The 14796-nt window shown below is 27.6% G+C and carries 13 protein-coding genes; 7 read left to right on the top strand and 6 right to left on the bottom strand.

Going from position 1 to position 14796, the window contains the following annotated elements:
• Positions 1-214: 214 nt before the first annotated feature.
• Positions 215-988: a radical SAM protein gene (locus tag BN2920_RS11940; protein WP_058295234.1), complete on the bottom strand. Its 774-nt coding sequence runs from the start codon at positions 986-988 to the stop codon at positions 215-217.
• A 489-nt stretch (positions 989-1477) separates the two neighbouring features.
• On the opposite strand from BN2920_RS11940, the gene BN2920_RS11935 reads away from it, so the two are divergent.
• The gene (locus tag BN2920_RS11935; protein ID WP_058295233.1) at positions 1478-3007 is read left to right on the top strand and encodes an IS1182 family transposase; all 1530 of its coding nucleotides are present in this window, start codon (positions 1478-1480) and stop codon (positions 3005-3007) included.
• Here BN2920_RS11935 and amrS read toward each other — a convergent pair.
• The 5 genes from amrS to BN2920_RS11910 all read right to left on the bottom strand — a co-directional run bounded on the left by amrS (position 3002) and on the right by BN2920_RS11910 (position 8514).
• Entirely contained in the window at positions 3002-3991 is a 990-nt protein-coding gene (gene amrS / locus BN2920_RS11930) for an AmmeMemoRadiSam system radical SAM enzyme (protein WP_058295232.1), read from the bottom strand. The two genes, BN2920_RS11935 and amrS, sit on opposite strands and share 6 nt — an antisense overlap.
• A 78-nt stretch (positions 3992-4069) precedes the next feature.
• Complete coding sequence (amrA, locus tag BN2920_RS11925) at positions 4070-5476, bottom strand: AmmeMemoRadiSam system protein A (protein WP_058295231.1); 1407 nt, start codon at positions 5474-5476, stop codon at positions 4070-4072.
• Positions 5477-5501: 25 nt separating this feature from the next.
• Positions 5502-6947 (bottom strand): FAD-dependent oxidoreductase, encoded by a 1446-nt coding sequence (locus BN2920_RS11920; RefSeq protein ID WP_058295230.1) that lies wholly within the window; start codon positions 6945-6947, stop codon positions 5502-5504.
• Positions 6948-7265: 318 nt separating this feature from the next.
• On the bottom strand, positions 7266-7829 hold the full coding sequence (locus tag BN2920_RS11915; RefSeq protein ID WP_058295229.1) for a zinc dependent phospholipase C family protein: 564 nt from the start codon (positions 7827-7829) through the stop codon (positions 7266-7268).
• A 289-nt stretch (positions 7830-8118) separates the two neighbouring features.
• On the bottom strand, positions 8119-8514 hold the full coding sequence (locus tag BN2920_RS11910; RefSeq protein ID WP_058295228.1) for an RrF2 family transcriptional regulator: 396 nt from the start codon (positions 8512-8514) through the stop codon (positions 8119-8121).
• A 231-nt stretch (positions 8515-8745) separates the two neighbouring features.
• Between BN2920_RS11910 and sufC the strand changes: the two genes are divergently transcribed.
• The 6 genes from sufC to BN2920_RS11880 all read left to right on the top strand — a co-directional run bounded on the left by sufC (position 8746) and on the right by BN2920_RS11880 (position 14763).
• On the top strand, positions 8746-9498 hold the full coding sequence (gene sufC / locus BN2920_RS11905) for a Fe-S cluster assembly ATPase SufC (protein WP_058295227.1): 753 nt from the start codon (positions 8746-8748) through the stop codon (positions 9496-9498).
• A gap of 15 nt (positions 9499-9513) precedes the next feature.
• Positions 9514-10923, top strand: a complete 1410-nt coding sequence (sufB, locus tag BN2920_RS11900; protein ID WP_058295226.1) for a Fe-S cluster assembly protein SufB — start codon at positions 9514-9516, stop codon at positions 10921-10923.
• Between the two features lie 9 nt (positions 10924-10932).
• Positions 10933-12033, top strand: coding sequence for a Fe-S cluster assembly protein SufD (sufD, locus tag BN2920_RS11895; protein WP_058295225.1), 1101 nt, complete (start codon positions 10933-10935; stop codon positions 12031-12033).
• Complete coding sequence (locus BN2920_RS11890; RefSeq protein ID WP_058295224.1) at positions 12026-13255, top strand: cysteine desulfurase; 1230 nt, start codon at positions 12026-12028, stop codon at positions 13253-13255. The genes sufD and BN2920_RS11890 overlap by 8 nt, the downstream gene beginning before the upstream one ends.
• A gap of 6 nt (positions 13256-13261) precedes the next feature.
• Positions 13262-13690, top strand: a complete 429-nt coding sequence (sufU, locus tag BN2920_RS11885) for a Fe-S cluster assembly sulfur transfer protein SufU (RefSeq protein ID WP_058295223.1) — start codon at positions 13262-13264, stop codon at positions 13688-13690.
• 218 nt (positions 13691-13908) lie between these two features.
• Positions 13909-14763 carry an AraC family transcriptional regulator gene (locus tag BN2920_RS11880; protein ID WP_058295222.1) on the top strand — a complete coding sequence of 285 codons (855 nt, stop codon included), beginning with the start codon at positions 13909-13911 and terminating at the stop codon, positions 14761-14763.
• Positions 14764-14796: the final 33 nt, after the last annotated feature.

Below are 14796 nucleotides of genomic sequence, written 5' to 3'. Positions count from 1 at the left end.
TAAGCATCATATAATAAAAATCCTCCCTTATATAGAAACAGTTTTAATATTTTAACTGTTTACTATAAAGGGAGCATATAATTATTTTAAATTGTTGTATTTGAAATCTCTCATACTACTTTATAAAATCTTTTAAAAACTGACATATGCTATATTAAAATCCAAGTTAATATATTTTTTTCACATTCATCTACAAGCTTAACTAAATATAAAACTAATCAAATACAAATTTTATCCTTGTATTGTCTTTATATTTATCTCTCAATTCATCAATATATTTATTTGTATCATTATTTATAAGATTTTCATATTCGCCATATAGCTTAGGATAATTAGCTTGTATAAAACTAAGCATTTTTCTCATTTGAACACTATCTTTTTGTATTCTCAATTTATCTAAGAATACAGGTATGGTATTATTTAAATTATCTATAATTTCATCTACATCTGTAATCCCTGGCAATACAGGAGTTATAAAAGTCCATACCTTTATTTTTTGATTACATAGATAATTAGCAAGATTAATATTTTCAATGACTTCATTTTTATTTGTATTAAGGATTTGAGTTAGATTTGATAAACCAAGTAATATTGTTATATTTGAACTGTAATTTTTTATAATATCCATATCTCTAAGGATAATACCATAATCTGCTTTTGTAGTTATCATTATAGGTATATTAAGTTTATTTAGTTCAATTAAGCAATTTCTTGTCAACTCATATTTTCTTTCAATCTCGTGATACGGATCACATCTGCTACCCATATATATAGTTTCTTTTCTATTCCAATTATTTAAATTGTTTTTTATTAATTCAGGCATATTTAATTTAACAATTATATCCTTGTTCCAATTACTATCAGTCATTTGAAAGCAATAAGGACATTTAATTGTACATCCATCATAAGGATCAATAATAGATATTTTTCCACCATCAGGAGGATACTCAAAAGTAATTAAATCTTTTTCGATTATTTCTTTTATCATTGTTAAGTTCTCCTTCTTACTTTAATTTTCCTTATAAAACCATGTACTCTCGAGATACACTATAATTAAATATTACCATTTATATAATTTATTACTAGACTTATATTTTTAAATATGTTATTGTAGTTTATAGGTATTTGTATTTTTAATGTGAACCTAATTTATAGGAATATTTTAGTATAATTTGATATAATATCATTATAGAACAAACAAAGGATGGTTAATACATATGAATAGTGATACTAAAGACTTAGTAAAATCTTTGACTGGACTAGCATATGAAATTATACAACTTATAATTGCAATTTTCATTTTAGTTTTAATTATAAAAGGTTTTTAGTAAAAAGTTTAAAATTTCCATTAAAGAATAATAAGGCATTGCTATTAATAAATAGTAATGCTCAGAGTGTTGACAACTAACTTCAAAATGAAGTTAGTTGTTTATTTTTATGTTAAAATATGATAGTAAAAGTAAGGTGGTGTTTCATTATGATGGGAATTAAAAAGAAAGCAGATAGAACACAAATTGAAATGTTAAGTTTAGATGATCTTGTTCCTAAAAATCATTTAGTTAGAAAAATAGATGCAGCAATAGATTTAAGTTTTATTTACGATGAAGTAAAAGATCTATACAAGCCTTACGGGCGCGAAAGCATTGATCCAGTAGTTTTAATAAAAATAGTAATGATTCAATATCTTTTTGGTATCCGTTCAATGAGACAAACACTTAAAGAAATTGAGGTTAATTTTGCATATCGTTGGTATTTGGGATATAACATGCATGAACAATTACCTCATTTCTCAACATTTAGTAAAAACTATTCAAGAAGATTTAAAGATTCCGATTTATTTGAAACTATATTTGCAAGAATATTGTGCGAAGTTAATAAATACGGTTTTATTGATGATGAGAATATCTTTATAGATGGAACACATATAAAAGCTAATGCTAATACTCATAAATATAGAAATGAAGTTATTGAAGAATCTGCAAGAGTATATGAAAAATCATTGAAAGAAGAAATTAATAAAGACAGAGAATTACATAATAAAAAACCACTTAAAGAAAAAGAAACTTCAGAAGAATTAAAAAAAAACATTAAAGTAAGCACTACCGATCCTGAAAGTGGATTATTTCATAAAGGTGAACATAAAAAAGTATTTGCATATACTGCTAACACAGCTTGCGATAAGAATAACTATATTTTAGGCTTTGAATTGACACCTGGGAATGTCCATGATTCAGTTTCATTTTGGGGAATATATGAAAAAGTTAAGAAAGAACATAGCAATGTGAATGGTATTGTTGTAGATTCGGGATATAAAATCCCTGCGATTGCGAAGCAAATAATTGATGATGGAAAGACACCAATAATGCCTTATAAACGCCCTATGACTAAACAAGGATTCTTCAAAAAATATGACTATGCTTATGATGAATACTATGATTGTTACATTTGCCCTAATAACCAAATATTAAAATATTCTACAACTAATAGAGACGGTTATAAAGAATATAAAAGTAATAAAAAGGCTTGCGCTAATTGTCCATTTCTTAATCAATGTACTCAAAGTAAAAATCATGTAAAAGTAATATGCAGGCATGTTTGGGAAGAATACATGGAGCAAGTAGAAGATATAAGACATATAAAAGGTATGAAAGAAATCTATATGTTACGAAGTCAAACAATTGAACGTGTATTTGCGGATGCAAAAGAAAAGCATGGTATGAGATATACACAATATCGTGGAATAAAAAAGGTTAAGATGGAGCTTAACCTCTTATTTGCATGCATGAATTTAAAAAAATTAGCCACATGGCTGGATCGAAATGGATTATTGCCTACCGGTTCGGACAATTTATTGGCTAATTTAATGAAAAATATAGAAAAAATTCTATTAATAATAGCAAAAGGGGTAAATGCAAATTTCATTTACCCTCTTTTGTCTACAAACTGGGCATTGCTATTAATAAATAGTAATGCTTTATTATATAAGAAATCTTTTAAAGTATCATAAAGTAATATTTATGGTATTCCCACATTTATTACATATATTACTTTTCATATACACTTTTGTTGTATATCCATTTCTTTCAATTAAAAGATTACCACATTTTCTGCAGTAAGTATTATTATCTATACCTTGCACATTTCCTATATAAACATATTTTAAATATTTCTTTGCTTCATCTGCATCTTTTTCAATTTTTTTAACCTCAGTAGCGTCATTTTGCATTTTAAATCTTGGAAAATATCTGCTTAAATGAAGAGGAATATTCTTATCTACGCTTGCTAAAAATTTTGCAATTTCACGAACTTCTTCTATTGAACCATTTTCATCACTTACAAGCAAAGTAGTTATTTCTATGTGACATTTTTCATAACATCTTTTTATTGTTTCTAATACAGGCTCTAGTTTTGCACCACATATACTTTTATAATATTTATTAGTATATCCTTTTAAATCTATATTCATTGCATCAACATAAGGTAATAAATCTAGAAGAGGTTCTTCATTTATATATCCATTGGTGACTATTACTACATTAATATCTTTATTGTATTCTTTTATTTTTTTAGATGCCTCATAAATATATTCATACCACATAAATGGCTCATTATATGTAAAAGCAATTCCAGCATTATTAGGTGCTTTACTTATAAGCTCAATCAATTTATCAATACTTAAATATTGTGATTCTGGTCTGTATTGTGATATTTCATAGTTTTGGCAAAAGCTGCAAGTCATATTACATCCAAAGCTTCCAATAGATAATATGTTTTTAGAAGGTTTAAAATGATATAACGGCTTCTTTTCAATTGGATCAACACCAATTGAAGTCACTTCCCCATAATTTATAGCAATTGGTATATTATTTTTTACGGTTCTCAATCTGCAGATACCAAATTTATCTTCACTTATTAAGCAATTATGAGGACAAACTCTACATATTACTTTATCATCTTCTAATCTTTCATAGTACATGACTTTTGCATCCATAAAATTCACCTGCTTTAAATTAGTATTTGATTTTACACTTATAAGAATAATTTTGTATCTTCAAATAACTAAGAAATATTATTCTTCATATCTTATAACTTCAAATCTTTCAATATGAAAATCATCATTAAAATAGTCTATTCCAGCCTTATCACAAGCTATATGAAGCTGATCTTCAATTGTATTAACACCTTCAAGATTTGGAAGTAATAGCCCTCGTTTATATCCTTTTGTAACAATTACTCCATATTTTTTAGGATCTAGTTCTTCTTTTGAAGATATTTCTGCATCCATAAGTACATCTACAGAAATATCAATATCTTTTAGTTCATCTTCTGTAACTTCTGGAAATCTTGGATCATGAATAGCAGCTTCTATTGAATTTCTAATTATCTCTTTTGCAACATTATCTGTTGTACTTTGAATAGTACCTATACACCCTCTAAGGTTTTTAAATTTTTTAAGTGAAACAAAAACTCCATGTTTTTGATTTTTAAGTTCATCATCTACATTTGATAAATCATTTATCGGCTTTTTATACTTAAAATAATGTTCTAAATTTTCTCTTGCAAGCTTAACATACTGATTGGAATTCTTTATCTTTTCATTGTAAGAGTTTTCTTCATATTCTTTGAGTACTTTGTAACTATCCACATCTTTACTTGTAGGTTCAAACTTCATTACACCATACCCTACTCCAAATGGGCCTTCGTATGATAACAATGTTCCTTTAATACCATTTCCTTGCATTGAACCTAAAAGAGTATATACTGAATAAAGACCACATTGTGCAGATTCTTCTACCATGGTATCGTCTAGGTTAAAACATTTAACTACATCTCCATTTTCAAGAGTTTCTATAAATTCTTTATCAAATTTTGGTCCATAGAGAGAATACGAATATGGTCCTTCTTCTTTTAATTTATGTGATAGATCTCCACTTGCAATAAATACTGTTTTTCTATTTAATTCCTCAGCAGTATTAGATATAAGTATACCTAATTTATATAAATTTAAATCACCTATCATTGAGTATGTTATATGAACTAACTTATAATCATTATAGTATTTATTTATAAAATATAATGGGACAATACTTCCATGGTCTAATTCTAACTTCCTGCCATATCTTCCAAGCAATTTATCATCTACAAGTACAGATTGTATTCCTTCTAAATGGCACTTAAGACTTAGACTAGTTACAAATTCTTCATCTAAATCTAAACTAATTTTAATATTACTGCATCTGAACTGATTTAAATCACCATAAATATGCTTTCCAGCTGATATTGCTACTGCATCGCTAAACATTGGACCATGTGGTGTAACTATAACGATCGTATCAGGCTTTATATCAGCTATTTCTCTTCCTATTTTTTCACATGCTACAGAAGTTTTTTCTATCTTCTTTTCTTCTCCACGTCCTATATCTGGTATTATTATAGGTGGATGTGGCATTAAGTAATATCCTAAAATATTATTCATATAACCATCTCACTTTTTTATATAATCATTTTAAACTTTTTGTGGGCTTTGCAGGTCCTTCTATCCATTTTCCTTCATAATCAAAGCGTGAACCATGACATGGACAGTCCCATGTAAATTCATCAGCATTCCATTTTAGTTCACATCCTAAATGAGGACATTTAGTACTTACAGTATAAATTTTGCCTTTTACATCTTTATAAACTCCAACTTTTTTATTCTCATAATTGATTATTTTACCTTCTCCATTTTTTACGTCATCTAAGTATTCATTTGGAACATGTATTTTTTGTGCTATAAAGTTTTTAGCTGTTTTAGCCATATCATTTCCAGCATTTTTCATTGAAGCTGATAAATCAAATCTGCTTGGAGAAAATATATCAGCATATTCATTATCTATTCCACGTATCATATCACTTATTATCATTGCTGATACCATGGAACTTGTCATTCCCCACTTTTTAAATCCAGTAGCAACATATATATTAGGTGTTTTAGTTGAATAATGCCCTATGTAAGGTATATTATCTAAACTGACACAATCTTGTGCAGACCAATGGTATCTTTCCTTGCAATTAGGAAAAATTTCTTTGGCTGCTTTTCTTAGAGTTTCATAAGCTGTGCCTTGTTCATTTTCACCAGTTCTTTGATTGGCACCACCAAATAAAACTAAGTCTTTATACGTCCTATATGAATATCCATTATCTTCAATACCTATATACATTCCATCAAAGTCTGATGCATTTTCAAGTCCTAAAACATAAGAGCGTTCTTGATGCATTTTTAAAAAATAATACCCAGGTATATTAAAGAAAGGATAGTGAGTTGCAACAATAATACGCTTAGCACTAATATATCCTTTATCAGTTACTACCACATTATTATGAATATCAATATCTGTAGCTTTTGTGTTTTCATATACAGTAAGTTTTTCTGAAATAGGTTTTAAAAACTCTAGTGGATTAAATTGCGCTTGATGTTTAAATTTTAATGCTTTCTTTATTTGTATTGGAAGAGGGATTTCAGATATAAGCTCTGCATCTATTCCAAGTTTAATTGCCGCATTATATTCATCTTCTATTGGTTTATTCTCTTCTAATGAATATACATAAGCATCAGTTTCTTTAAAGTCACAATCAATATTTTCTTTTTCAATTATTTCTTTATATTTTTTTATTGCTTCTTCATTAACTAAAGCATAATGTTTAGCTTTTTCTTCACCAAATTCCTTTATTAAATTATCGTAAATCAATTCATGTTGAGAAGTTATTTTTGCTGTAGTATTTTTAGTATTTCCACTGCATATTAGCTTTGCATCTATTATTATACTTTCAATACCACACTCCTTTAGCATATATCCTATTAGTAAGCCTGCAATTCCTCCCCCTATAATAACAGTATCACATTCTATATCTTTATCTAATGACTTTCTTTTTTTGAAATCTACTTCACTTTTCCATATACTTTCCATAAAACTTCACCTCTCATAGTAGTATTTGTAAGTTTTATGAAATTTATTATGATTGAAAACATTATTTTATATTCCTATCTGGATATTTAACTAGGGTATACTTGGAAATAAAATTTCAGAACCTTTTATGAATACTTCTTCAAATTCGAAAAACTTTTCAACATATATTGTTTAAAGCAGGAAAGATTCTAGAATAGGCCTTATTTATATAAAAATCGTATTTACAGATTTATATTTAATAATGATAAAAAAATTAAGTTCATTAGGTGATAAATAAAAACAGGATGCTAAGATATAATTTCTTAGTATCCTGTTTATCTAAACTTGTCCTATAACCTTTCCTTTTAAATTATATTTATCAAACACCGCTGAGCAAACAATAGAGGAAATTTCAATAGAGTTTTCAATATCCCACATAAATGAATGTTTACCTTCTTTGTATTTTGCAATTTGAGAATTTATAAACTTCTTTAGTTCTTGAGTATTATTATATGATTTTGAAACTATCATTTTAGAAATCTTAGATATATTGTCCAATAAATATTTTTGGATTTTTCTTTCATATATGATATGATCCCCTACATCTCCTATGCCCCCACTTATATGAGAATAACAGCAAAAATCACAAAGATAATGAATTATTATTCCAAATTGAAGTGAATTATAAGCATTAAATTTTCTTTTATTAATTAATTTTTCTAACTTGTCTTCTACATATTTAAAAGACTTTTTATGAAAATGTGGATTTGTATAAGGAAGCCATGAGCAATCTGCAATTATAGTACCAATGTAAAACATATTAAGTGAAAAATCCTTAGGATATTTTGTTTTTATATTTTTTAAAGCCAACTTAGCTAAATGAAAATGAGTCCTAACTTTCATAAATTCATCACTCCGTCTTTATATTATATTAATCATAATTCTAAATTATCTTCCTAAATAATAGCTTAATCAATATTAAAACATTTTGCAATTTATTTTGACGAAATTTTGGTTAATTTAGTGTTAAAAGTAAAAATGTTATAATAATATCATATATATTATTCCTTTTAAGATTTATTTTTTAGATACAATTAATAAAAGCTCCGAAATTTTTTCGAAGCTTTTTCTTATAAAGTTCATATTTTCTTAACTTTCTGTATTTCTTATGACTTTAAATATTATTAACTTATTACAAAAGTTCTTCTAATGTATGTTTGCTGATTTCATTAATAAATGAATTTAAAGCGTCACCAAGTATATGTTTAAATTTACAAGTTGAATCATGGGCACATTCATGTCTTGCACTAGAAAAACATACTGATGTATTTAGTTTTTCTTCAGTAATAATTAATATTTTTCCAAGATTTATTTTATTAGGTTCCATTCCTAATTTTAAGCCACCATTTCTACCTTTGATAGATATTATATATTCTGTTTTAGCTAACTTATGAACTATTTTTTTTAAGTGATGCTCTGATATTTCAAGGTTAGATGCCAATTCTTCAACTGTACACAATTTATCTCCATTTTTAGCTAGATAAATTAAAATCCTAAAAGCATAATCTGAAAACTTGGATAAATTCATTTTCTCACATCCTTTGTTTATATTGATTATAATTTATTATAACAGAAAAAGCTATATATATCACTTAAATGTGTATTTATATTGCACATTTTATTTTCTTGTGCTAATATTAAGGTGTATTTAAAATGAACTTTAAATTTATATATAATATAGAAAAATATAGTTTTTTACTTTTTATTTTTAATTCAGAGTAAAATGATACTATTTACAATAATATAAGAGGTGAACGCGATGAATAATAATTTATTAAAAGTGTGCAATTTAAAAATTGAGGCAGATGAAAAAGAAATCTTAAAAGGATTAAACCTTGAAATCAATAAAGGTGAAATCCATGTAATAATGGGGCCAAATGGAGCTGGTAAGTCTACTCTTGCCAATGCAATAATGAATAATCCAAAATATAAAAGATTAGATGGAGATATTGAATTTGCAGGTGAAAATATTAATGATTTAAAAACTGATGAAAGAGCTAGAAAAGGATTATTTTTATCATTTCAATATCCAGAAGAAATTCCAGGAATAACTGTAGAGAATTTCTTAAAGTATGCTAAAAGGTCATCTGATGGAAATTTATTAAAACACTTTAAGTTTGATTTAGATTTAAAAAGAAACATGAAAGAATTAAAAATTGATGAGAGTTATGCAGAGAGATATTTAAATGTAGGTTTTTCTGGCGGAGAAAAGAAGAAAAACGAAATACTTCAAATGCTTATGTTAAATCCTAAACTTGCTATATTAGACGAATCAGATTCAGGACTTGATGTTGATGCAATAAGGATTGTTTCTAAAGGAATAAAAATGTTCTCAAATGAAGAAAATGCAGTATTAATAATAACTCATAACACTAAAATTTTAGAAAACCTAAAACCAGATTATGTTCATGTTTTAGTTGATGGAAAAATAGTTAAAACTGGTGATTCAGCTTTAGCCGATGAGATAGAAGAAAAAGGTTACGAATCTTTTAAAGAAGCTGTTGAAGTTTAAAGGTGGTGAATTTAGATGGAAAATAAGAAAAAAACTGTCATTGAGGAAATGGACAGAGGTATATACGATGTAAAAAACGAAGATAACTTTAGTTTTAAATCTGATAAAGGACTTACTAAAGAAATCATAGAAACTATTTCAGAAGAAAAAAATGAAGCAAAATGGATGAAAGATTTTAGATTGAAGTCTTTAGAAATTTATAATAAATTAAAACTTCCATCATGGGGTCCATCTTTAGACTCATTGGACATGGATAATATTGTTACTTATGTTCGTCCAAAGAGTAATTTGGTTGGTTCTTGGAACGAAGTTCCTGAAGACATAAAGAAGACTTTTGATCTTTTAGGTATTCCAGAAGCTGAAAAAAAATCACTTGCAGGTGTGGGTGCTCAATATGATTCAGAAGTAGTTTATCATAGCATAAAAGAAGATTTAGTTAAGCAAGGTGTTATTTATACTGATATGGAAACTGCAGTTAGAGAGCATGAAGATTTAGTTAAGCAGTATTTTATGAAATGTGTCTCCCCTTCTGATCATAAATTTGTTGCACTTCACGGAGCTGTATGGTCAGGTGGGTCATTTGTATATGTTCCTAAGGGTGTTAATGTAGACATACCACTTCAATCATACTTTAGATTAAACTCTCCTGGTGCAGGACAATTTGAACATACATTGATAATCGTTGATGAAGGCGCAAAATTACATTTTATAGAAGGATGTTCAGCTCCAAAATATAGTGTAACAAACCTTCATGCAGGATGCGTTGAACTTTATGTTAAAGAAGGTGCTACTCTAAGATACAGCACTATTGAAAACTGGTCAAAGAATATGCTTAATTTAAATACTAAGAGAGCAATAGTTGAAAAGAATGGTACTATTGAATGGGTATCAGGATCATTTGGTTCTCAAATATCAATGTTATATCCAATGAGTATATTAAAAGGTGAAGGTGCTAGAGCAGAATTTACAGGTGTGTCATTTGCTGGTAAAGGTCAAAATTTAGATACAGGTGCAAAAGTAATTCATGCTGCACCAAATACTTCATCAACAATTAATTCAAAATCAATTTCAAGAAATGGTGGTAAAGCTACTTATAGAGGGGTGTTAAAAGTAAATTCAAATGCTTACAACTCAAAATCTATGGTATCTTGTGAATCCTTAATGTTAGATAATAAATCAAAGTCTGATACTATTCCTGTTATAGATTTATTAAATGATGATGTTGAAATTGGACACGAAGCTAAAATTGGAAAGATAAGCGATGAATCTATTTTCTATTTAATGACTAGAGGAATAAGCGAGGATGAAGCTAAATCAATGATCGTAAGAGGTTTTGTTGAACCAATATCAAAAGAACTGCCACTAGAATATGCAGTTGAGATGAATAATTTAATAAACATAGAATTAGAAGGAAGTATTGGGTAGGTGAGATAAATGAAAGCTATAAATTTTAATAATTTAAATAAAACTCCAGTAAGAACAAAAAAATGGCTTAATATTAATGATGTAAGCCTTGGAGAATTAAATATTGGAGAAATTAAAGAATTTAATAATATAGGATTTGCAACTAATATAAAGGGAGTTCATATTCAAAAGCTGGAAAATAAAACTGTCTCTCCTCTTTATAAAGAATTTGTCTATGGAGCAAGTGAAGAACTTATAAAACAAGGCCAAAAAGAGTTTAATGCAGGTTATTTAATTACAATAGAAAAAAATTCAGCCATAAATGAACCAATAATTATTGATTTTGGATTTAATAAGGATAATAGTACCTTAGTTGATAACATAATAGTTGTTGGTGAAGAAAATTCAAAAGCTTCAATTATAATCAAATATAGATCCTTAGACGATTCAAAAGGATATCATAATGGAATATGTGCAATATATTCAAAGAAAAACAGTAATATTAAACTTACAAAAGTAAATTTATTAAATGATAATATAATCCACATAGATTCTAATGTGGCAGATGTTGAAGAGTCAGGAAAAGTGCACTTTATAAATACAGATCTTGGCGGTGAATATAGAGTTTATAATTATCATGGTGACTTAAAAGGTGAAAATTCCTCATCAAACATAGACTCAATATATCTTGGAAGTAAAAACAGCCTTATAGATATAAATTATATTGTAACTCTTAAAGGAATAGCAAGTAAATCAAATATTAATGTTAAAGGAGCACTTCAGGATAAAGCAAAAAAATCATTTAAAGGAACATTAGATTTTAAGCAAGGTGCATCAAAAAGTGTTGGTGCAGAAGATGAATATTGTATGCTTCTTTCAAAGGATGCGAAGGCAAAAGCAATGCCAGTTTTACTTTGTTCAGAAGATGATGTTTCTGGTGAGCATTCGGCATCTTCAGGAAAAATTGACGAAAGCAAGCTATTTTATTTAATGTCTAGAGGTCTAACATACGAAGATGCAAAAATTGTAATTGTAAGAGCAGCATTCAATCCTATAATAGATGCCATAGATGATGAAAATACTATAAACGAAATATTAGAAAAGCTAAATAGAGGTTTAAAAAATGAATAATATTAATTTTTTAGAAGACTTCCCAATATTGAAATCACATGAAAATGGCGAAAGATTAGTATATTTAGATAGTGCTGCTACTACACAAAAACCAAAACAAGTTATTAAAGCTATTAAAAATTATTATAAAAATATTAATGCTAATCCTCATAGAGGTGCTTACAAGCTTAGTATTGAAGCTACTAAAGCATATGATGAGTCTAGGGAAAAGGTTAGAAAGTTCATAGATGCAGAATCTTCGAAAGAGATTATATTTACTAAAAATGCCACAGAAGGATTTAATCTTCTCTCCTACTCTTATGGAATGGAGAATATTAATGAAGGTGATGAAATTGTAATTTCAATTGCAGAACATCACTCAAACCTTATTCCATGGCAAATTGTAGCAAAAGCTAAAAAAGCCACTTTAAAATATATGTATTTAAATGATGATGGTGAAATCCCAGAAGATGAAATCAAAAATAAAATAACAGAAAAAACTAAGCTTGTAAGTATAACTCATGTGTCAAATGCACTTGGAACAATAAACCCTGTTAAAGAAATTATTGATTATGCACATTCTATGGGTGCTAAAGTTATAGTTGACGGATCTCAAAGTGTCCCTCATATGAAAGTAAGTGTAAGAGAATTAGATGCAGATTTTTTAGTATTTTCAGGTCATAAACTATTAGGCCCAATGGGAATTGGTGTTGTATACGGTAAGGAAGAACTACTCTCCCACATGATTCCATATATAGTTGGCGGAGATATGATAGAATATGTTTATGAACAAAGTGCTACATTTGCTGAACTGCCTTCTAAGTTTGAAGGTGGAACTCAAAATGTAGAAGGTGCTGTAGGACTTGGTGCCGCTATTGATTATATAAATGAAATCGGAATAGAAAAAATAGATAAAATAGAAAAAGACCTTCTTATTTATGCCATAGATAAGCTTGATAAACTTCCATATGTAACAATATATGGTCCTAAAAACCTAGAACATAGAGGCGGTATAATTTCTTTTAATATTGAAGGCGTTCATCCTCACGATGTATCTTCTGTTTTTGACAGTTTAAATGTTGCAATTAGATCAGGTCATCACTGTGCTCAGCCATTAATGAGATTTATGGATATCAATGCAACGTGCAGAGCTAGCTTCTATTTCTATAATACTAAAGAAGATGTAGATAAATTAGTTGAGGCTGCTAAAAAAACTTATGAAATGTTTTCTAAATGGAGGTAATACTTAATGGACTTAAATTCAATTTATACAGAATTAATTATGGAGCACAGCACTTCAAAGCATAATAAAAGAAAACTAGATCATGCCGATGTTTATGAAAAAGGACACAATCCAAGTTGTGGAGATGAAATAACATTAGAGCTTAAATTAAATAATGATGTAATTGAAGATTTAGCTTTTACAGGCCAAGGATGTGCCATATCACAAGCTTCTACATCAATTATGATAGATTTAATAAAGGGAAAAACAATAAAAGAAGCGTTAAAGCTTACTGAAACTTTTATTGGAATGATTAAAAGAGAAATAACAGATGATAAAGAATTATATTCATTAGAAGATGCTATGGCTTTTAAAAATATATCTAATATGCCAGCTAGAGTAAAATGTGCAGTTCTTGCTTGGCATACAATACAAGAAGCTTTAAACAAAGAATAAAAATAATATTTAATTAAAAATAAGGATTACAAAAAAGTAATCTTTATTTTTATACTTTTTGTATTGACTCTAATTGGAAAAACGCCTAATTTTCTAAAAGCATTTCTTTTAATTACTAATTTTCATAGTTAAAATTATTGAATTGTATATAATATTTCTTTAAAATAATAAATAATAGTTATGTGATTATATATTTTTATATAAATAGGAGTTTTTATATGCTAGATGTTTATTATTTAGAGAATACTAATAGAAATTTTAATGATATGTACCTTTGCTATTGTGGATTTGAGAAATGTACTCCACTACATTCATTTGGTCCAGCTATTAGACCTAACTATTTATTGCATTATGTTTTAGATGGAAAAGGTTATTATTATGCTAACAACAAAAAATATACAGTTACAAAAAATGAAGGATTTTTAATCAGTCCAAATGTTATTACGTTTTATGAGGCTGATGAAGAAGAACCTTGGACTTACCTTTGGATTGGCATAGATGGAAATAAAGTTAAAACATATTTAAAATGTATAGGATTAGATGAAGAAAATCTTATATTTAAATGTGATGAAGCGGATTTGTTGAAAGAATGTGTTATGGAAATGCTTAAACATCATAAAAGTACAGATGCTGATTCATTTAAAATAGAAGGACTTTTATATTTATTTTTCTCTAGGTTGTCTAACAATATCAAAAGCACCCTTTCAGATGATGATTCAATTTCTAATAATTATGTAAATAAAGCAATAGAATTTATTCAAGATAATTATTATAGACCAATAAAAGTACGTGATATTGCGGAATATACATGTTTAAATAGAAGCTATCTAACTTCTATTTTTCAAAAGTATCTTAAAATGCCACCTCAGAAATTTTTAATGGAATTTAGAATAACAAAAGCAGCTGACCTACTATATGATACAGACCTGCCTATAGGAAATATAGCTTACTCTTGTGGATATACTGATCCATTATCATTTTCAAAAGCTTTTAGGAAAGTAAAAGGCATAAGCCCTAAAGAATATAGGCTTAATAAAAAAGGATGTACAAAACAATACTTACTTTTAGATTAATAAGAGAAGTATTTATAAAAAATGAGTGCCCTA

It is taken from the genome of Clostridium neonatale, from assembly GCF_001458595.1.
GTDB classification, from domain to species: domain Bacteria; phylum Bacillota; class Clostridia; order Clostridiales; family Clostridiaceae; genus Clostridium; species Clostridium neonatale.
Note: the sequence above shows the minus strand (reverse complement) of the source record. Positions and strands in the feature narration are given on the sequence as shown.